Here is a 19689-nt window from a genome sequence, read left to right as displayed (position 1 = left end):
ACCAGGTCCCGAGAGCGCCGGCGACGCGGCCGGCGCGCAGATGGGTCCGCCGACGAGAACGTCCGGGACCGCCCCACGGGGGTCCCGATCGAAGGAGCCTCCGTGAAGCAGTACGGCACCCCGGCCAATCACCGCAGCCGCGAGGACGAGAACACCACGGATCTGCTGCTGGAGCGCCACGCGCGACACTCCGGCACCCCGATCTTCGAGCTGCGCGAGGGCGACGGCCCCTTCCGCCCGCTGTCCTCCACCGACTTCCTGCTGCAGGTGCAGTCGCTGGCCAAGGGCTTCATCGCCGCGGGCGTGAAGCCGGGCGATGTCGTCGCGATCATGGCCCGCACGAGCTTCGACTGGGTGCTCGTGGACTGGGCGCTGTGGTTCTCCGGCGCCGTCTCCGTCGCGATCTACGAGACCTCCTCCCCGTCGCAGGTGCAGTGGATCGCGAGCGACTCGGGGGCGCGCTTCGCGGTCGTCGAGTCCGCCCGCCACCGCGAGGACCTCGAGTCGGTGCGGGGCGAGCTGCCGGACCTGGAGAAGATCTGGGTGATCGACGACGGCGCCCTCACGGAGATCGCCGACGGCGGCTCGGGGATCAGCGACGAGGAGCTCGAGGAGCGCAGGACCTCGCGACGCCTGGCCGACGTGGCGACCCTCATCTACACCTCCGGCACGACGGGACGCCCCAAGGGGGTCGAGCTCACGCACGGCAACTTCGTGGACACCTCGCGCAGCGCGGTCGCCTTCCTGGGCGACGAGGTGCTGCCTCCGGCGTCCCGCGCCCTGATGTTCCTGCCGCTCGCGCACGTCTTCGCGCGTCTCCTGCACGTCGCGCAGACGCTCGCGGGGGCGACCACCGCCTTCACCCCGGACACCAAGAATCTCCTGCCCGACCTTGCCGCCTTCCAGCCCACCTTCCTGCTGGCCGTGCCGCGCGTCTTCGAGAAGGTCTACAACGGCGCCGAGCAGAAGGCGATCACGGGCGGCAAGGGCAAGATCTTCGCCGCCGGTGCAGACACCGCGGTGGCCTACTCGAAGGCTCTCAGCGCGGGCCGGGTGCCGCTCGCCCTGCGCGCGAAGCACAAGCTCTTCGACCTCGTGCTGTATCGGACCCTCCGCGGGGCCATGGGCGGGCACGTGCGCTGGTCCGTCTCCGGCGGCGCGCCGCTGGGCGACCGTCTCGCGCACTTCTTCCGAGGCATCGGGGTGACAATCCTCGAGGGGTACGGGCTCACCGAGACCACGGCGCCCGTGGCCGTGAACCTGCCCTGGGACGTCAAGCCGGGCACCGTCGGCCCGCCGCTGCCCGGAGGGACGGTCGCCATCGCCGACAACGGCGAGCTGCTCGTCAAGGGGATCATGGTGTTCCACGGGTACCACGGCAACCCCGAGGCGACCCGGGCCGCCTTCGAGGACGGCTGGTTCCGCACCGGCGACCTCGCGACCCTGGACGACGACGGCTCCATCACGATCATCGGCCGCACCAAGGAGCTGCTGGTCACCGCCGGCGGGAAGAACGTCTCCCCCGCCCCGCTCGAGGACGCTCTGCGCGCGCACCCGCTCATCAGCCAGTGCATCGTCGTGGGCGACCAGAAGCCGTTCGTCGCCGCGATCCTCACGCTCGACGAGGAGATGCTGCCCACCTGGCTGAAGAACCACGGCCTGCCCGAGATGACGCTCGCCGAGGCGGCGGAGGACGAGACCGTCCGCGCGGCTCTGCAGGAGGCGGTCGACGCCGCGAACACCTCGGTTTCCCGCGCCGAGTCGATCCGCGTGTTCGAGGTGATCGACACCGACTTCACCGAGGAGAACGGCTACCTCACCCCGTCCCTCAAGCTCAAGCGCAACGTCGTCACCAAGGATTACGCGGACCTCATCGAGACCATCTACTCCCGCCCGAAGAAGGGCTGAGGCCCGGGAGGCGACGGCCGGCCCTGGATGTCCGCCCCTCGTCCTAGTCTTCGACCATGACCGCTCCCCCGCGCTCCGGCCGCCGCCGGCAGCTGAGCTTCGCCGATCTCGGCACTCCGCTCGAGGAGGCCGAGATGGTGGTCGTGGACCTCGAGACCACGGGCACCGATCCGTCGCAGGACGCGGTCACCGAGATCGGCGCGGTCAAGGTGCGCGGCGGCGACGTGCTGGGCGAGTTCCGCACCTTCGTGGATCCCCAGCGCCCGATCCCCGCCTACATCGCGTCGCTCACCGGGATCTCCGACGCGACCGTGCGCGGGGCGCCGCGCATCGATGCCGTGCTCCCGATGTTCCTGGACTTCGCGCACGACGCCGTGCTGGTCGCCCACAACGCCCGCTTCGACGTGGGCTTCCTGCGCTCCCAGGCGGCCCGGCTCGAGATCACCTGGCCCTCCCCTCCTGTGCTCGACACCCTGGCCCTCGCCCGCAGCGTCTTCAAGCGCGACGAGGTGCGCGACCACAAGCTCGGCACCCTCGCCGCGCACGTGGGCGCCCAGGTCACGCCGGATCACCGCGCGCTGTCCGATGCGCGCGCCACGGTCGACGTGCTGCACGCGATCATCGCCCGGCTGGGCGATCGCGGCGCGCGCACGGTGGAGGACCTCGCCTCGGCCCATCGGAAGGTCACGCCCGCGCAGGCCCGCAAGCGCCACCTCGCCGACACCGTGCCGCCGGTGCCGGGCGTCTACCAGTTCGTCGACCGCGAGGGAGGAGTGCTCTACGTCGGCACCTCGCACGACCTCCGCTCGCGGGTGCGCACCTACTTCAGCGCGTCCGAGACCCGCCGCCGAGTGCTCGACGTGCTCCCGCGGCTCCACGAGATCCGCACCATCGAGTGCGCGTCCCGCCTCGAGGCGGCGGTGCGCGAGCTGCGGATCATCGCCCGCGAGCAGCCGCCCGCCAACCGTCAGGGCCTGAAGCCGGAGAAGGCGCTCTGGCTGCGCCTGGGCCCGGGGGCCGACGGACTGCGCGCGGCCCGCATCGCACGGAGCGAGGACGACGGATCGGCGCAGATCGGACCCCTGCGCTCGCGCCATGACGTGGAGCCGCTGCGCGCTCTGCTCACCGACGCCGTGATGGGCCGCGGCGCGTCGCTCGAGGGTGCGAGCGGCTCCGGCGCGAGCGGGACGGGGCGCCGCCTGGCCCCCGAGCCCCATGCGCGGATCCGACGGGCGATGCTCGAGGACCCCTCACCGGTGATCGCGCACGCCGCGGCGCGGATGCGCGCGCACGTCGGCGCGCACCGCTACGAGGACGCCGCGCGGATCAAGGGACAGGCGGAGGCCTTCCTGGCCGCGGCCCAGCGCGCCCAGCAGCTGCGCGCCCTCGCGGCCTGTCCGATGCTCGTGGCCGCGCGCCCCGCCGAGTCGCGGCGCCATCCGGCCGGCGCATGGGAGCTCCTGGCGGTGCGCGCGGGGCGCCACGCGGGCACCGCGATCGTGCCCCGGGGGGCGGATCCCGTGCCGGTCGCGCGCGAGCTCGCGCGGCGCGGCGCCGAGATCCCTCTCGACGAGCTGCCCTCGGGACCGCTGTGCCACGGACATCATCAGGAGTCCGAGCTGCTGCTCCACTGGCTCGAGGGCGAGGGGATGCGCGTCGTCGCCGTCGAGGGGACCTGGGCGGTGCCCCTGCGCGCCCGGTTCGATCCGCAGACGCTGCAGGCGGCCTTCACGACCGCCGACTAGGCTGGACGCGCACCCGCGCACAGCCCGGCCGACAACCTGGAGGACAGCATGATCACCGCGATCGTCTCGATCATCGCCCGCAGCGACCGCATCCCCGAGGCCGCCCAGGAGATCACCGCCGTCCCCGGCGTCGACCACGTCTACTCGGTCACGGGCGACGTGGACCTCATCGCGATCGTGCGCGTGCGCGAGCACGAGGATCTCGCCGGCGTCATCGCGGACCGCATCAGCAAGATCGACGGCGTCGTGGACACGTCCACGAACATCGCCTTCCGCACCTACTCCAGCCAGGACCTCGAGGTCGCCTTCGACCTCGGCTCCGACGACTGAGACCGGGCGCCTCCCCGCGACCCGCCCCGCGTCATCCCGCCGACCTGCGTCAGCGCGTCGATCTGCGTCAGCGCACCGATCTGCGTCAGCCCTTCTCGCCGACGAGGCGCTGGGTGGTCTGCGCCCAGGCGTCGAGCAGACGGGCGGGGGCCCCGGAGTCGAGCACGGAGCGCGCCTCCTCGAAGGCCTCCCGCAAGCGATCCTCGAAGGGCGCGCCGTCGGCGGCACTCTCGGCTCCCGCGCCGATGCCGTCGTGCGCGAGCAGTCCGGCGGCGGCGTTGAGGAGCACCGCGTCCCGCACGGCCGTCGCCCCCTCTCCCGCGTAGAGATCACGAGCCACCTGCGCGTTCTCCTCGGCAGAGCCGCCGCGCAGGGCATCGGCCCCGTGACGGGGGATGCCGAGCAGCTCCTCCGGGTCCAGCACGTGCTCGTGCACCCTCCCGCCGCGCACCTCCCAGACGTCCGAGGGCGCGCCCACGGTGAGCTCGTCGAGTCCGTCCTGGCCGCGGAACACCAGCGCGCTCGTCCGCCGCCCGGCGAAGACGCCGGCCACGACCGGGGCCATCACCGAGCTCGCGACGCCCACCGCGCTCGCCAGGGGCCTGCCGGGGTTCGTGATCGGGCCGAGCACGTTGAAGACCGTCGGGATGCCGAGCCCCTTGCGGGCCTCCGCGCCGAACCGCATCGAGGGATGGAAGACCTGGGCGAAGAGGAACGCGATCCCGAGCTCGTCGAGCAGCTGCGCGGAGCGCTCGGCCGGCAGGTCGAGCCGCACCCCGAGGGCGTCGAGCACGTCGGCCGATCCCGATCGGGAGGTCGAGGCGCGGTTGCCGTGCTTGACCACGCGGCGTCCGCTCGCGGCGATGATCACGGAGGCCATCGTGGAGATGTTCACCGTGTGCGCGAGGTCCCCTCCGGTGCCGACGATGTCGACGGCCCGGCGGTCCACGTGGAGCTCCCGCGCATGCGCGACCATCGCGTCCGCCAGGGCCCCGAGCTCGACGCTCGTGACGCCCTTCGACTCGAGCGCGACCAGGAAGCCGGCGAGCTGGATCGCCGAGGCGTTGCCGGACATAACCTCGTCCATCGCCCAGGCCGCCTGCGCAGCGTCGAGATCCTCGTGGCGGACCAGTCGGGAGGTCAGCGACGGCCAGGTCGGGGAAGGCGCGGATGCGGTGGCGGACATGTGCCGATCATCCCATCCCGGGCGCCCTCGTGCGCGTGCGCCCGGATGTCAGGATCCCCAGCTGAGAGGCCCTCGCCACAGAGCGTGTCCAGGTTCGTGACAGCGTGTCGTGAGGGTTATGCTGGCGGGGTCCGTCAGGGCCTCGCGCCCCAGCGGTTCCCCAGGTCGGCCGTGTACCCGGGGCATCGAATCTGACGACACGGCATAATGGTGACGTGACTACTGCGACTCTGCCCCAGCGCACAGGCCCTGCCCCCGCAGTCGGCCGCCCGAACTCCACGCAGATCGGCACGCTCGTCTGGCTCTCCAGCGAGCTGATGTTCTTCGCCGGTCTCTTCGCGATGTACTTCACACTGCACGCGATGGTCCCCGAGACGTTCGTCGCGGGCGAGGAGCACTTCACCCACGACTTCGCGATCGCCAACACGATCATCCTGGTCCTGAGCTCCGTGACCTGCCAGATCGGCGTCATGGCCGCCGAGGGCGTGCTGCCCTGGGCCAAGGGCGAGTCCCGCAAGGGACGCACCGGCTCGATCTTCAACATCGCCGGGTGGGGCGTCATCGAGTGGTACACCCTGACCTTCCTCATGGGCGCGATCTTCGTGTCCGGGCAGGCCTTCGAGTACACCGAGCTGGCCGAGGCCGGCGTCTCCCTCAGCAGCTCGCCCTTCGGCTCGGTCTTCTACCTCGCCACCGGCTTCCACGGCCTCCACGTGATCGGCGGCCTCATCGCGTTCCTCTTCGTCCTCGCCCGGGCGTTCTCCGCGAACGAGTTCACCCAGCACGAGAAGATCAGCGCGATCTGCATCTCCTACTACTGGCACTTCGTGGACGTGGTCTGGATCGGACTGTTCTTCGTCGTGTACCTGATGGACCCGCTGCTCAACGGCACGGTCCCGTGGAACTTCGAGTTCTTCTCCTCCCTCTTCTGATCCTCCGGATCCCCCGGCCCCGGGGGTCCCTTCCCGCCCGCCCCGCACACCGAAACGAGGTCCTCATCGTGAAGGCACTCGCAGCGCGTCGACACCACCCTCTGGCGTTCGTCGCGATCCTGCTGCTCGCGCTCGTCGCGACCGGCGGCCTGTACGCCGCGTTCCAGCCGCGCAGCGCCCAGGCCGAGTCGTACTCCCAGGACGACGTCGACAAAGGCGAAGAGCTCTTCCTGGCCAACTGCGCGAGCTGCCACGGCACCAACGCGCAGGGCATGCAGGACGACTCGGGCAACACGCTCGGCCCGTCGCTGATCGGCGTCGGCGCGGCCGCCGTCGACTTCCAGGTCGGCACCGGCCGCATGCCGATGCAGAACTCCGGTGCGCAGGCGTGGCGCAAGCCCCCGCAGATGAACGACGAGCAGACCCGTCAGCTCGCGGCCTACGTCGCCTCCCTCGGCCCCGGCCCGTCGGTCCCCGACGAGGAGGCGCTCAGCTCGAAGGACGCCGACCTCGAGAACGGCGGCAACATCTTCCGCGTGAACTGCGCCATGTGCCACAACGCGGCCGGCGCCGGCGGTGCCCTGACCCGCGGCAAGTTCGCGCCGTCGCTCAGCGGCGTCGAGTCGAAGCACATCTACGAGGCCATGGAGACCGGCCCGCAGAACATGCCCGTCTTCAACGACGACAACATCTCCGCCTCCGACAAGCGCGATGTCGTCGCCTACCTCAAGGCGCTCGATGAGCAGGGCTCCCCCGGCGGCATCTCGCTGGGCTCCTTCGGTCCCGTGACCGAGGGCCTGTACGCCTGGACCATCGTGCTCTCCCTCCTCGTCGGCTGCGCCGTGTGGCTGGGGGCGAAGGCGAAGTGAGCGATCACGTGAACGAGAACCGCGAGTCGGAGGCCAGGTCCTCCTCGGTGAGCACGATCGCCCCCAAGGAGGGCGGCGGCTTCCCGAACCCGGGTCTGCCTCCCCACATCCACCGTCAGGCCGACGAGAACCCGCGCGCCGAGAAGCGCGCGGAGCGCATGGTCGCCGCGATGTTCGTGCTCTCCGTCCTGGGCACGGTCCTGTTCGTCGCCAGCTACTTCATCTTCACCCCGCTGGGCACGAACCTGCTGGGCACGCCGGGCACGCTGCACGCGGTGCACTGGTCCAACCTGTTCACCGGCATCGGCCTCGCCGTGGCCGTGTTCTTCATCGGCGCGGCCGCTGTGCACTGGGCCAAGACCCTCATGCCCGACGAGGAATGGGTCGAGGAGCGGCACCACATCGAGGGCTCCGACGAGACCCGCGAGGTCGCCGCGTCGATCATCACCGACGGCCTCGAGGAGTCCGGCGTCGGCCGTCGCCCCGTGATCGTGACCGCCATGGTCGCCGCGCTCACCGCCCTGCCGATCGCGGTGCTCGCGCCGCTGTCGACCTTCGGCCCGCTCCCGGGCAACAAGCTGCACCACACGTTCTGGAAGAAGGGTCTGCGGATCACCCGCGACACCGACGGGACCCCGGTGAAGGCCTCCGAGGTCGCCATGAACTCGATCTTCCACGTCATGCCCGAGGGCCTGACCGAGGACATGGAGGACTACCTCGAGCAGCGCGCGAAGGCCGCTGCGGTGCTCATCCGCATCGACCCGGCGCTGGGGCAGAACCAGGAGAGCCTGGACAACGGGTACCAGGGCATCCTCGCCTTCTCGAAGATCTGCACCCATGTGGGCTGCCCGGTCGCGCTGTACGAGCAGCAGACCCACCACATGCTGTGCCCGTGCCACCAGTCGACGTTCGACGTCACCGACGGCGCGAAGGTGATCTTCGGCCCCGCGCACCGCCCGCTCCCGCAGCTCCCGATCGAAGTCGACGCCGAGGGCTACCTCGTCGCCGGCGGCGACTTCCCCGAGCCCATCGGTCCCAGCTTCTGGAACCTGCACAAGGACAAGTGATCTGATGGCGACCACGACTCCCACCCGTCCTTCCACGGAGGCCCCTGAGGACTCCGGCTCCGAGGGCCGCATGCTCAAGCTCGGCGCCGTCGGCGGCGACTGGCTGGACCGCCGCGTCTCCGGCGCGGGCCTGGTCCGGTTCTTCGGGCGCAAGATCTTCCCGGACCACTGGTCCTTCATGTTCGGCGAGGTCGCGCTCTACAGCTTCGTGATCCTGCTGATCTCGGGCACCTACCTCACGATGTTCTTCGTCCCCTCGATGGACGAGGTCGTCTACGACGGCATCTACGCGCCCCTGCAGGGCGCCCACATGTCGAAGGCCTACGAGTCCACCCTGCACATCTCGTTCGAGGTCAAGGGCGGGCTGCTGTTCCGGCAGATGCACCACTGGTCCTGCCTGGTGTTCATGGTCGCGATCTTCGTGCACATGTTCCGCGTGTTCTTCACCGGTGCGTTCCGCAAGCCCCGCGAGCTCAACTGGCTCGTCGGCTTCGCCCTCATGGTCCTGGGCATGGTGGCCGGCTTCACCGGCTACTCCCTCCCGGACGACGTCCTCTCCGGCAACGGCCTGCGCGTGGTCGACGGCCTCATGAAGGGCATCCCGATCGTCGGCACCTACATCTCGATGCTGCTGTTCGGAGGGGAGTTCCCCGGGCACGACATCATCCCGAGGTTCTTCACGATCCACATCCTGCTGGTCCCCGCGGCCATCCTGGGTCTGATCGCGATCCACATGGTGATGCTCGTGCTGCACAAGCACACGCAGTACCCCGGCCCGGGCCGCACCGAGCGCAACGTCGTCGGCTTCCCGGTGTTCCCTGTGTACGCGGCGAAGGCCGGTGGCTTCTTCTTCCTGGTGTTCGGCATCATCACGCTGATCTCGGCGACCACCGCGATCAACTCGATCTGGGTCTACGGACCGTACGACCCCTCCCCCGTCTCGGCGGGCTCGCAGCCCGACTGGTACATGCTCTGGACCGACGGCGGCCTGCGCCTCATCCCGGGCTGGGAATTCACGATCTTCGGCTACACGGTATCCCTGAACATCCTGCTGCCGATGGTGGTCTACGGCGGCCTGCTGGCATTCCTCGCCCTCTACCCCTTCATCGAGTCGTGGGTGACGGGCGACGACCGCGAGCACCACCTCCTGGATCTGCCGTACAACGCCCCGGTCCGCACCGGCATCGGCGTCGCCTGGATCACCGAGTACCTGATCCTCGCGATGGCCGCCACGAACGACCTCATCGCGGTGAAGCTCCACCTCTCGATCAACGACCTCACGTGGACGTTCCGCATCGCGTTCTTCCTGGCACCGGTGATCGTCTTCTACATCACCAAGCGACTGTGCCTGGCGATGCAGCGCCAGAAGCGGGACCTCGCCCTGCACGGCGAGGAGACCTCCAAGGTGGTCCGCATGGAGAACGGCGAGATGATCGAGATCCACGAGCCGCTCAACGAGTTCGACCGCTGGGTCCTGGTCCAGCACGACGACTACCGTCCGCTCAAGGCGGGCAAGGGCGTCTCGGCCCTGCGCGCCGCGGCCACCTCGTTCTTCTTCAAGGACCAGCTCGCCCCGGTCACCCCGACCGAGCTCCGGGAGGCCCTCGAGCACGCGGGCCACGAGCGCCACAAGATCGACGAGCTCACCGGCGGCGACTACCGCACTCCGGACGTGCGTTCGCACTGACGCACGAGCTCCCCGACGTGAGAGGGCCCGGACGGCATTGCCGTCCGGGCCCCCACACGTCCCCGCCGGGCCCCCCCGCCCCCCCCCGGGGGGGGGGGGGGGGCGCGCCCCGCCCCCCCCCCCCCCCCCCCCCCCCCCCCGGCCGTGCTCCCCTGGGCCCCTCGCGCCGCGGCGCGATCGGCTGCCGTCGAGCGCTCCGCGCGCGGCGCCTCGCTCCGGGGGACCACACGGGTCATCACCAGGCCGCGTATGCCGTGATCAGCTCTCCCAGGACGAGCTCGGGTCGCGTCCCATGCGATCTCGTCCGAGAGGCGTGCTGCAGCCGGACCGACGACGTGCGCCGGTGACCGGGCGGCGTCGCGACGAGCGGTCCTCCCGCGGGGCCGCACTGCTTCCCGTGCTCGCCCGCCCTGAGAGCGCGTCTCCGCGTCCCCCGCGTCTCCGCGTCCCCGTGGCTCCGGGACTCCGTGGCTCCGCGTCTCCGCGCGTCCGCCCCGCCGCGACTCTCCCTGCGCCAGAACGACGAGAGCCCCGTCCGTCTGCCTGCCGGAGCAGGGAGACGGACGGGGCCCTCCAGTGCGGATCCCCGGTCTCGGGGGGGGGCGTCGCACGGCACGGGGACGCGCGACGACGGCACTCAGCGAGCGGGGACGGGTGCGCCCTCCCTCACCGTGCCGGGGCCGCCCGAGGCGGTCGCCGGGCTCTCGTCGATCCGCGTCCTCGAGGACGAGGCCGCCGAGCGCAGGCTCAGGAGCAGGTCCACGTGACGGGGCGCCGCGCCGAGCACGGTGAAGACGTCGTCGGCGAGCAGCTGACGCGCGCCGGCGACGACCCACGCCGTCTCGGCGTCCTGGCTCGTGCTCACCGACGCCTGCACCCACGGCGAGGACGTTGCGCCGCTCACCTGGACGGAGGCGTCGAGGACGCCGGGGATGCCCTCGATGTGCTCCGCGAGCGCACGCTCGAGCACGGACGGTGCGAGGGTGCCCAAGGGCCTGCTGCCCTCCGCGGTGATCCTCAGGGGCACGCTGGGAGTCCGCCGAGGCACCTGGAGCACGAGCAGCCAGATCCCGACGATCACGGCGAGCACCGCGACGACGCAGGCGACCGGAAGGATCCACGTGTGGTGGGCATCCGCGAGCGCGGCCGGTGTGGAGTCCCCGTGCGGGAGCACGGCGTCGGCCCCCGGCCAGCGCCCGGCCAGATCCAGACGGCCGGCGGCGAGCCAGAGGCCCACCAGCAGGGCGATGATGCCCGCAAGGACGAGCAGGAGCCTGTTGCGGGCTCCGGAGACGGAACGCATACGCCCTCCTCCTCTCAGTCGATCCGACGCATCCGCACGCGGATGCTCGGCATGGTGTCGGGACGGAGCTCGGCGACGGCGGCCTCCGCGGCCTCGCGCACGCCGGACTCCACGGGTCCGACCTCGTCGACGACCGTGCGGGCGTGGACGCTGACCGTGCGCCGACCGACGTCGACCTGGGTGCTCTGCACGCCGTCGACCTCCTCGGTGCGCGCATGCACCCGTCCCGCCAGGTCACGGCGCGAGATCACGGTGCTGCCGGGGACATCGTCCTCGAGCAGCCGCATGCGCGAGCGCCCGCCGGGCAGGATCGCGGCGAGGACCATGAGCAGGCCCAGGACCGCGAGCACGCAGCCGGTGACGAGCACGGGGGTCGAGTCCAGCCGCAGGGCGCCGAGGTCGGCGATCGCGGCGGACGCCGAGGCGGGCCATGAACCGTCGATGACGAGGCTGCCGAGCGTCCAGACGCCGAGTCCGCCGAGGACGAGCAGGACGAGTGCGAGGAGCACGACGGGCGCCGTGCGGGCGGGCCGACGGTCGAGGCGGCGGGGTGTCGTCATCATCGCAGGGCCCTCCTCGTGGTCTCGGGGTTCAGCCAGGAGATCTCGACGTCCATGCGTCCGACCTCGAGGCCCGTCAGGGTGCTCACCGTGCGCTCTACATGGGAGCGCAGCTGCGCGAGCACGTCGTGCAGCGGTGCGGGGAAGGCGACGCCGACGTCGAGACGCAGCACGGCCGTGCGGCCGTACAGGTCGCAGTCGACGGAGGGCCTGGTGTCGAAGTCACGGCGTGCCCCCACGCCCAGCACTCCCCCGGCCGACGATCCGATGTGCGGGACCTCGCTCGCGGCCTGCTCCGCGATCCGCGCGACGACGCGTGCGGGCACCGTCGTGGTGCCGCGCGACTCCACGGAGCTCCCCATGGTGCCGGACGCCGCCCCGGTTGCGGAGGACGGATCGGTCTGCTCGTCCTGCGACCAGAGGTCGGTCCCCGATGTGGTCGCCTCCTGCAGGGACGTCACGGTCACCGCCTCCAGCGGTCGGTGAGCCCGCGGATCTCGATCCGTCCGTCGATGACCATACCGACGGCGAGGCCGATGGCACCGAACACGAGGACGAGGAAGAACTGGCCGAACGATCCGAAGGCGAGTGCGGCGCCGAGCAGGAGCCCGACGAGCACGGCGAATTGTGATGTCTTCATGTGTGCTCCTCGATCAGGGGCGGGCCGGGCGTCCTGCCCGGCCCGCCGAGGGTCTGCGCCCGACGCAGGTCAGCGTCCGGCGCGCAGGTGCGCTCAGCGCAGGTCGCTGCTGCGCTTCTCGCCGCCGGACTGCTCGTCGTCCTCGTCCGGGAGGTGGACGTCGACGACGTTGACGTTGACCTCGATGACCTCGAGGCCCGTCGCCTTCTCGACCTGCTCGATGACGTTGCGACGGATCGCGTTGCCGACCTCGACCACGGAGGCGCCGTACTCCACGACGACGGTGACGTCGATCGCGGCCTGGGTCTCGCCCTTCTCGACACCGATGCCGCCGGTGACGTTGGTCTGCGAGTTCGGGATGCGGTCGGTGACGGCCGAGAAGGCCCGACGCATGGCATTGCCCATGTCGTAGACGCCGGGGACCTCGCGGGCGGCCATGCCGGCGATCTTCGCGACGACCGTCTCCTCGACGGTGGTCACACCGCGGTCCGTCTGCAGGGGCCCGCGGGGAGCGGCGGTCTGCGCCTGGTCCTGCTGCTTCTCCTCGGCCTCCTGGGCGCGTGCGGCGGAGCGCTCGCGCTGCTGGCCGGTCTGAGGGATGGATGCGTTGCTCTCCATGAGTTCTCCTCGGTTCGGGCCCGGATCCTCCGGGCCGTTCTCAGTGGACACCAGGAGGACGTCACCGCCCGCCGGTCCCTCACGACGAAGCCTATGTGACGCCGCTCACCCGTGGGGCGCTCCCGCTCAGCGCAGCCGCCTCGATCGAGGCGATCGGCCCGCGGCGTCGCCGGGGTCCTTCTCGAGGTGGGCGACCAGCCAGCGCGCGGCAGCGGGCGTGAGGCGCGGATCCTCCGCTCGCAGCGCCCGGCTCGCGCGCAGCGGTGACCCCTCGGGGTCGAGACCTCGTCGCACGAGGACGCCCCGCGCCCATGCGCGCGCACGCTCGAGCGCTCCGTCGTCCGCGAAGATGCCCCGCACCACGAGTCCAGCGTCCTGGACCTCCCGCGGCAGGCCGCCGATCATGCGTCTGCGCAGCGCCATCTCGTGCCCCCGTTCCCCGAGCTCGTCGCATCGGCCTTCCATGCGCCCGGATCGTGCGGCCATGATCGCACGCACGCAGCACGACGGCCCGCCCACCATGCGGTGGACGGGCCGTCGAGGGGTGCGCGCCTCCCGGACCCTCAAGGGGCGGGGCGCCTGGTGATCAGTGGGCGTGCTGGCCGCGGGAGAACTCCATGACCCAGCCGACGACGCCGACGATCACGAAGACCGAGCCGATCGCAAGGATCCACCAGCCGGCCGCGACGCCCAGGAACGCGAGGCCGCAGCCGATCCCGGCCCAGAGCGGCCACCAGCTGTACGGGGCGAAGCTGCCCTGCACGCCGGCCTCGTCGGAGACCTCTGCCTCGAGGTTCTCCTCGGCGCGGTCCGGGAACCGCTTGGAGGCCCAGGTGAGGGTCGTGGCGATCATCGCCGCGAGCAGGGTCGCCATGAGCAGCGCGGGGAAGCCTGCGGTCTCGATGCCCAGCGGGGCGTACCCGCCGGTCCAGACGCCGTAGACCACACCGACGATGAGGAAGAACGCGGCGAGGATCCAGAAGATCAATGCAGTGGTGCGCATGTGTCAGTTGCTCCTCGGGTTCTTGATCGGCTCCTCCGCCAGCAGATGCGACTGGGCGCCGACCTCCGGGTGGTGCAGGTCGAAGGCGGGTCGCTCCGAGCGCACGCGGGGCAGCGAGTGGAAGTTGTGGCGCGGCGGCGGGCACGAGGTCGCCCACTCGAGCGAGGCGCCGTAGCCCCAGGGGTCGTCCACCTCGATCTTCTTCTTCTGGACGTGCGTGATGACGACGTTCAGGAGGAAGGGCAGCGTCGAGGCGCCGAGGATGAAGGCGCCCACGGTGGAGAGCTTGTTCATCCAGTCGAACTGGTCCTCGGCGAGGTAGTTCACGTAGCGGCGGGGAGCCCCTTCCACGCCCAGCCAGTGCTGGATGAGGAAGGTCATGTGGAAGCCGATCATGAACATCCAGAAGTGGAACTTGCCGAGCTTCTCGTTCAGCTTGTACCCGAACATCTTGGGCCACCAGAAGTAGAAGCCCGCGAACATCTCGAAGGCGACCGTCCCGAACACCACGTAGTGGAAGTGGGCGACCACGAAGTAGGTGTCGGAGAGGTGGAAGTCCAGCGCCGGGCTGGAGAGGATCACGCCGGTCAGTCCACCGAAGAGGAAGGTCGTGAGGAAGCCGAGCGAGAAGAGCATCGGTGTCTCGAAGGTCAACGACCCTCGGAACATCGTGCCCACCCAGTTGAAGAACTTCACGCCCGTCGGCACCGCGATCAGCATGGTCATGAAACTGAAGAAGTTCAGCATCACGGCGCCGGTCGTGTACATGTGGTGCGCCCACACCGTGACCGAGAGGGCCGCGATGGAGATCGTCGCGTAGACGAGGGTCTTGTAGCCGAAGACGGGCTTGCGGCTGAAGACGGGGAAGATCTCGGTCGCGATGCCGAAGAACGGCAGGGCGATGATGTAGACCTCGGGGTGCCCGAAGAACCAGAACAGGTGCTGCCAGAGCACCGCTCCGCCGTTCTCCGGGTCGAAGATGTGCGCTCCGAACTTCCTGTCGGCGCCGAGGGCGAACAGCGCGGAGGCCAGGGGCGGGAAGGCCATGAGCACCAGGAGCGCTGTGATCAGCACGTTCCAGGTGAAGATCGGCATGCGGAACATGGTCATGCCGGGCATGCGCATGCAGATGACCGTGGTGATGAAGTTGACCGAGCCCAGGATGGTGCCGAAGCCCTGGAGTCCCAGGCCGAAGACCCACAGGTCACCGCCGAGGCCCGGTGTGAACGTCGTGTCCGACAGCGGGGCGTAGGCGAACCAGCCGAAGGAGGCGGCGCCCTGAGGGGTGAGGAAGCCTGCGAGCACGATGAGCGAGCCGAACAGGGTGATCCAGAAGGCGAACATGTTCAGGCGCGGGAACGCCATGTCGACGGCGCCGATCTGGAGCGGCATGAAGTAGTTCGCGAAGCCGTTGAACAGCGGGGTCGCGAACATCAGCAGCATGATCGTGCCGTGCATCGTGAACAGCTGGTTGTACTGGTCCTTGGAGACGACCACCTGCAGACCGGGCTCCCAGAGCTCGGCGCGGATCATCAGGGCCAGCACGCCGCCGATGCAGAAGAAGCTGAACGCCATGGCCAGGTACATCAGGCCGATCACCTTGTGATCGGTCGAGGTGATGATCCGGACGAAGTTCTTGCCCAGCGACGTCTCACGGGTGGGCTGGTGAACGGCCGTCGCGCGCGCCGGCGCGGCGGGGACCTGGGTGCTCATTTCTGGACCTCATCTCCCGTGCGGCCGTTGGCCGCGTCGTCCTTCTCGCGCATGTTCCAGTCCTCGAGGTTCCTCGAGAGGTCCACGGAGAGCTGACCGGTGTTGCCCTCGTCGCGCAGATCCTTCATGTGCTGGTCGTACTCCTCCTGCGAGACGACCTTCACGTTGAAGAGCATGTCCGAGTGGTACTCGCCGCAGAGCTCTGCGCACTTGCCGGCGTAGGTGCCCTCACGGGTGGGGGTCACCTGGAAGGTGTTGGTGTGCCCCGGGAACATGTCCTTCTTGTAGAGGAAGTCCGGGATCCAGAACGAGTGCACGACGTCACGCGAGTCCAGGTTGAAGCGCACCGTCTGATCGACCGGCAGGTACAGCACGGGCAGCGACTCCGCGGCCCCCGGGGTGCCGGTCTCGAAGGACTGCACTCCCGCGTCCTCGTGGACGTCGGCATCCACGTAGTTGAAGTCCCAGCTCCACTGCTTGGCGACCACGTTCACCGTGACGTCGGGCTTCGCCGAGGTGTCCTCGATCTCGCCCACGTCGCGCTGGGTGAAGTAGAACAGCGTCATGATCATGACGACCGGCACGAGCGTGAAGATCATCTCGATCGGCATGTGGTAGCGCAGCTGCACGGGGTAGCCCGTGTCGTCCTTCCGACGCCGGTACGCGATCGCGCACCAGATCGCCAGGCCCCACACGACCAGACCGACGAGCACGAGAGCGGCCCAGGAACCGGTCCACAGCTGCGTGATGCGCTCGGTCTTGTCGGTGATCTGGACACCGTCGTCGGCACCGGGGAGGAAGCCGCGCTTCTGCTCCGCGGTGCAGCCGGACAGCGCGAGCATCGCCGGCGCGAGTACGGCCGCCACGCGGCGCAGGCGCCGGCGGCGTTGTGTGGCCTGGGGGATCACAGGATGACCTTCCACTCGTCGGCCCTCCGGGAGGAGGCGCGGCGTGCTGCCTGCTGGGGGCAGCGCGTCGCACGCGCGGGGAGGGCGGGTGCTTCGCGGGTCGGGGCAGACCCGGGGACGTGCGTCGTGAGCGGCCCGGACGCGGCGGCGTCGAGCAGGCCGGTGGGGGCGGGACCCTCACCGTCGGCGACAGCTGATCGCATCACGCGGGACGAACATGACGGCACAGCGTCATCATACGTGTTTCCCGGACTCGGTTCAGCATTCAGGTTTCGGTGTCGTCGGGGGTGACGACGTGCACAGACGCCGACGGGCCCGCCCTCGCTCACATGCGGAGCGGGGGCGGGCCCGTCGTGCTCCCGCGCGATCGCGCGGGACGCCGACGCGGACGTCAGCTGAAGGAATCCCCGCAGGCGCACGAGCTGCCCGCGTTGGGGTTGTCGATCGTGAAGCCCTGCTTCTCGATCGTGTCGGCGAAGTCGATCGTCGCTCCCGCGAGGTACGGGGAGCTCATGCGGTCGACGACGACCTCGACGCCGTCGAAGCCGACGGTCGCGTCGCCGTCCATCAGCCGCTCGTCGAAGTAGAGCTGGTAGATCAGGCCGGAGCATCCGCCCGGCTGCACCGCGATGCGCAGTCGCAGGTCGTCGCGCCCCTCCTGCTCGAGCAGGGACGTGACCTTCGCCGCGGCCTCGCCGGTGAGCGTCACGCCGTGCGCGGGGGCCTCGGTGTCGATGGTGGTGGTCATCTGGGTTCCTCCTCACTGCAGGTGACCCCAGGCTACGCCTCGCCGGGCGCGACCGGGGACAGCGTCCGTCACGTCACATGGCGCGGCGCGTCAGCCGCGCCGCCTCTCGAGCCCCGCCGCGCCGCGCAGCAGCAGCGCCTCGGCGAGGCACACCTTGGCGAACTCGCCCAGGTGCAGGGACTCGTCGACGCCGTGGGCGCGGGAATCGGGGTCCTCGACGCCGGTGACCAGCACCTCCGCCCCGGGGAACACCTCGAGGAGATCGGCGATGAACGGGATCGACCCGCCGAGGCCCGTGTCCACGGGATCCGTGCCCCAGGCGTCGCGGAACGCGGAGCGCGCGAGCCGCATGGCCGGGGTGTCCGTGGGCGCGAGGAAGGGGCGGCCCTGCTCGCCCCGGGCAATCTCGACGACGGCCCCGCGCGGGGCATGGGACTCGAGATGCGCGACGAGCGCGTCCATGGCGGCCTGCGGATCCTGGCCCGGCGGGATGCGCAGCGAGATCTTCGCACGGGCCGCGGGCACGAGGGTGTTGGAGGCGTCGCGCACCGACGGGGCGTCGATGCCGATCACCGACAGCGCGGGTGCGGACCACAGGCGCGACGTGATCGATCCGGTGCCCGCGAGGTCCTGCCCCTCGAGGATCCCGGCGTCGCGCCGGTAGTCCGCCTCGGGCATCTCGACCGCGGGAGCCTCCGCGCGCACGAGCCCCTCGACGGCGACGTCGCCGTTCTCGTCGTGCAGTGTGGCCACCAGACGTCCCATCTGGGTGAGCGCGTCCAGGACGGGCCCTCCGAACATGCCCGAGTGGACGGCGCGCTCGAGCACGCGGACCGTCACGGTGAGGTCGACCACGCCGCGCAGGCTCGTGGTGAGCGCGGGCGTGCCGACGGCCCAGTTCGCGGAGTCGGCGACGACGATCGCGTCGGCCTCGAGCTGGTCGCGGTGGGCCTCGATGAAGCGCCGGAAGGTCGGGGATCCGGCCTCCTCCTCGCCCTCGACGAAGACGGTCACGCCGACGCCGAGCTCGGAGAGCTCCTCCCCCACCAGGCGCAGCGCGGTGACGTGGGCCATCACGCCGGCCTTGTCGTCGGCCGCGCCGCGGCCGAACAGCCGGTCGCCCTCGCGCGCGGGCGTGAAGGGATCGGTGGTCCATGCCTGGGGGTCGCCCGTCGGCTGGACGTCGTGGTGGGCGTAGAGCAGCACGGTGGGCAGGCCCTCGCGGGCCGGACGGCGGGCGATGACGGCGGGGGCGCCCTCGTCGACGTGGGTGATGGTCACCTCGGGCATGCCGGCGTCGCGCAGCAGCGCCGCGACGGCCTCGGCGCTCTCGTGCACCGGGGTGCGGTCGTACCCGGGGAACGCGATCGACGGGATCCTCACCAGGGCGGAGAGATCCTCGATCGAGCGCGGCAGGATCTCCTCGAGGCGCGCACGCAGTCCCTCGACCTGCTCCTGCGTCGCGACGGGTCCGCCTGCGGCGTCGGCGCCGTGGGCGAAGTCGGCGCCGGCTGCGGGCTCAGGGGCCGCGGAGGGATCGGACGGACGGGCGGTGTCGCCTTCGAGGGCGGGTTCATGGGACATGGCTCCCACGGTATCTCCGCGCGCGGCGACCACGGGTACCCGGCCGTGCGTCGCTCCGCCGGGCCGCGCCCGTCGTCGCGGATGGTCGGGGCCGGGCCGCGCTCCGCCTAGACTGGAGGGGTGAGTCCCCGCAACACGTCCGATGCCGACACGTCCCCCTCGCCGCGCCGCCGCGGCCGCAGCCGCGGGGAGGTGCCAGGCGTGACCTCATCCCCCAAGGGCGACCCCAGCGGATCCACCGGGAAGGGCCGTCCCACTCGCACGCGGAAGGAGGCCGAGGCCGCCCGTCGGCGTCCCATCGTGGAGACCGACCGCAAGGAGGCCCGGCGCCGGGACCGCCAGGCGGCCGCGCAGGAGCGCCAGCGCTCCCAGCAGGCCCTGATGTCGGGCGACGAGGCCAACATGCCCGCCCAGCACCGCGGGCGGGACCGCAGCTTCGTGCGCGACCTGGTCGACGCGCGGCGCAACATCGCGGAGTTCTTCTTCCCGGTCGCCCTGATCCTGATGATCGTGGCGCTCGTTCTCCCGCTGGTCATGCCCGGCCTCTACACGTCCATGAGCGTGATCATGCTCGTCGTGCTGTGGGGCGGGATCCTGCTGTGCGTGGTCGACTCGCTCATCCTGCGCCGCAGGATCCGCGCGCGCCTGACCGAGCGCTTCGGCGAGGTCCGCCGGGGGCTCGTGGGGTACGGCATCATGCGTTCGCTGCAGATCCGCCGCTGGCGTCTGCCGCGCGCGCAGGTGCGCCACGGCGAGGATCCGCGCTGATCATTCCCCCTCCCCCGCCCTCGGCGGGCGGATGACCAGGCCGATCACGCACAGGGCGCCGGCCCCCCCCGGGGGGGCGGCGCCCCGTGCGGGGCGCGGGGCGCGCGGGCCGGCCCCGCG

At 70.8% G+C, this 19689-nt stretch carries 20 protein-coding genes; 8 read left to right on the top strand and 12 right to left on the bottom strand.

Annotation, left to right across the window (positions count from 1 at the left end; genetic code table 11):
- Nucleotides 1-102: 102 nt before the first annotated feature.
- Genes I8D64_RS00340 through I8D64_RS00330 form a run of 3 tightly spaced genes read left to right on the top strand, consistent with a single transcriptional unit; the run spans nt 103 to nt 3983 of the window.
- Nucleotides 103-1908, top strand: coding sequence for an AMP-binding protein (locus I8D64_RS00340; RefSeq protein WP_200500545.1), 1806 nt, complete (start codon nt 103-105; stop codon nt 1906-1908).
- Nucleotides 1909-1964: 56 nt separating this feature from the next.
- Nucleotides 1965-3653 carry a DEDD exonuclease domain-containing protein gene (locus I8D64_RS00335; RefSeq protein ID WP_200500544.1) on the top strand — a complete coding sequence of 563 codons (1689 nt, stop codon included), beginning with the start codon at nt 1965-1967 and terminating at the stop codon, nt 3651-3653.
- Between the two features lie 48 nt (nt 3654-3701).
- A complete protein-coding gene (locus tag I8D64_RS00330) occupies nt 3702-3983 on the top strand; it encodes an Lrp/AsnC family transcriptional regulator (protein WP_200500543.1) in 282 nt (93 codons plus the stop codon).
- An 85-nt stretch (nt 3984-4068) separates the two neighbouring features.
- Here I8D64_RS00330 and trpD read toward each other — a convergent pair whose 3' ends face one another.
- Complete coding sequence (trpD, locus tag I8D64_RS00325; RefSeq protein ID WP_200500542.1) at nt 4069-5169, bottom strand: anthranilate phosphoribosyltransferase; 1101 nt, start codon at nt 5167-5169, stop codon at nt 4069-4071.
- Between the two features lie 215 nt (nt 5170-5384).
- Here trpD and ctaE point away from each other — a divergent pair, with 215 nt between their 5' ends.
- The 4 genes from ctaE to qcrB all read left to right on the top strand — a co-directional run bounded on the left by ctaE (nt 5385) and on the right by qcrB (nt 9724).
- Complete coding sequence (gene ctaE / locus I8D64_RS00320; RefSeq protein ID WP_152353120.1) at nt 5385-6101, top strand: aa3-type cytochrome oxidase subunit III; 717 nt, start codon at nt 5385-5387, stop codon at nt 6099-6101.
- 68 nt (nt 6102-6169) lie between these two features.
- A complete protein-coding gene (gene qcrC / locus I8D64_RS00315) occupies nt 6170-6970 on the top strand; it encodes a cytochrome bc1 complex diheme cytochrome c subunit (RefSeq protein ID WP_200500541.1) in 801 nt (266 codons plus the stop codon).
- A complete protein-coding gene (gene qcrA, locus I8D64_RS00310) occupies nt 6967-8037 on the top strand; it encodes a cytochrome bc1 complex Rieske iron-sulfur subunit (protein ID WP_200500540.1) in 1071 nt (356 codons plus the stop codon). The genes qcrC and qcrA overlap by 4 nt, the downstream gene beginning before the upstream one ends.
- A 4-nt stretch (nt 8038-8041) precedes the next feature.
- Entirely contained in the window at nt 8042-9724 is a 1683-nt protein-coding gene (gene qcrB, locus I8D64_RS00305) for a cytochrome bc1 complex cytochrome b subunit (RefSeq protein ID WP_200500539.1), read from the top strand.
- A 637-nt stretch (nt 9725-10361) separates the two neighbouring features.
- Here qcrB and I8D64_RS00300 read toward each other — a convergent pair.
- From I8D64_RS00300 to I8D64_RS00250, 11 genes are all read right to left on the bottom strand, one after another.
- Nucleotides 10362-11027: a hypothetical protein gene (locus I8D64_RS00300; RefSeq protein WP_200500538.1), complete on the bottom strand. Its 666-nt coding sequence runs from the start codon at nt 11025-11027 to the stop codon at nt 10362-10364.
- A 14-nt stretch (nt 11028-11041) separates the two neighbouring features.
- A complete protein-coding gene (locus I8D64_RS00295; protein WP_200500537.1) occupies nt 11042-11590 on the bottom strand; it encodes a DUF6286 domain-containing protein in 549 nt (182 codons plus the stop codon).
- Entirely contained in the window at nt 11587-12048 is a 462-nt protein-coding gene (locus tag I8D64_RS00290; RefSeq protein WP_343068363.1) for an Asp23/Gls24 family envelope stress response protein, read from the bottom strand. Before I8D64_RS00290 ends, I8D64_RS00295 begins: the two co-directional genes overlap by 4 nt.
- A gap of 2 nt (nt 12049-12050) precedes the next feature.
- On the bottom strand, nt 12051-12227 hold the full coding sequence (locus I8D64_RS00285; protein WP_193636253.1) for a hypothetical protein: 177 nt from the start codon (nt 12225-12227) through the stop codon (nt 12051-12053).
- 93 nt (nt 12228-12320) lie between these two features.
- Nucleotides 12321-12845, bottom strand: coding sequence for an Asp23/Gls24 family envelope stress response protein (locus I8D64_RS00280; protein WP_200500536.1), 525 nt, complete (start codon nt 12843-12845; stop codon nt 12321-12323).
- Nucleotides 12846-12971: 126 nt separating this feature from the next.
- Nucleotides 12972-13310 carry a hypothetical protein gene (locus tag I8D64_RS00275; protein ID WP_200500535.1) on the bottom strand — a complete coding sequence of 113 codons (339 nt, stop codon included), beginning with the start codon at nt 13308-13310 and terminating at the stop codon, nt 12972-12974.
- Between the two features lie 121 nt (nt 13311-13431).
- Complete coding sequence (gene ctaF / locus I8D64_RS00270) at nt 13432-13848, bottom strand: aa3-type cytochrome oxidase subunit IV (protein ID WP_152353128.1); 417 nt, start codon at nt 13846-13848, stop codon at nt 13432-13434.
- A 3-nt stretch (nt 13849-13851) separates the two neighbouring features.
- Entirely contained in the window at nt 13852-15561 is a 1710-nt protein-coding gene (ctaD, locus tag I8D64_RS00265) for an aa3-type cytochrome oxidase subunit I (RefSeq protein ID WP_200500534.1), read from the bottom strand.
- Entirely contained in the window at nt 15558-16469 is a 912-nt protein-coding gene (gene ctaC / locus I8D64_RS00260) for an aa3-type cytochrome oxidase subunit II (protein ID WP_200500533.1), read from the bottom strand. Before ctaC ends, ctaD begins: the two co-directional genes overlap by 4 nt.
- 391 nt (nt 16470-16860) lie before the next feature.
- Nucleotides 16861-17217: an iron-sulfur cluster insertion protein ErpA gene (gene erpA / locus I8D64_RS00255; protein WP_200500532.1), complete on the bottom strand. Its 357-nt coding sequence runs from the start codon at nt 17215-17217 to the stop codon at nt 16861-16863.
- A gap of 90 nt (nt 17218-17307) precedes the next feature.
- Complete coding sequence (locus I8D64_RS00250) at nt 17308-18801, bottom strand: dipeptidase (protein WP_200500531.1); 1494 nt, start codon at nt 18799-18801, stop codon at nt 17308-17310.
- A 201-nt stretch (nt 18802-19002) separates the two neighbouring features.
- On the opposite strand from I8D64_RS00250, the gene I8D64_RS00245 reads away from it, so the two are divergent.
- Nucleotides 19003-19569 carry a DUF3043 domain-containing protein gene (locus I8D64_RS00245; RefSeq protein ID WP_343068362.1) on the top strand — a complete coding sequence of 189 codons (567 nt, stop codon included), beginning with the start codon at nt 19003-19005 and terminating at the stop codon, nt 19567-19569.
- The last annotated feature ends 120 nt before the right edge of the window (nt 19570-19689 follow it).

The sequence above is a fragment of the Brachybacterium halotolerans genome (genome assembly GCF_016623465.1).
GTDB lineage: Bacteria > Actinomycetota > Actinomycetes > Actinomycetales > Dermabacteraceae > Brachybacterium > Brachybacterium halotolerans.
The sequence above is the reverse complement of the archived record's forward strand: the minus strand, read 5'-3'. Positions and strand labels throughout refer to the sequence as shown.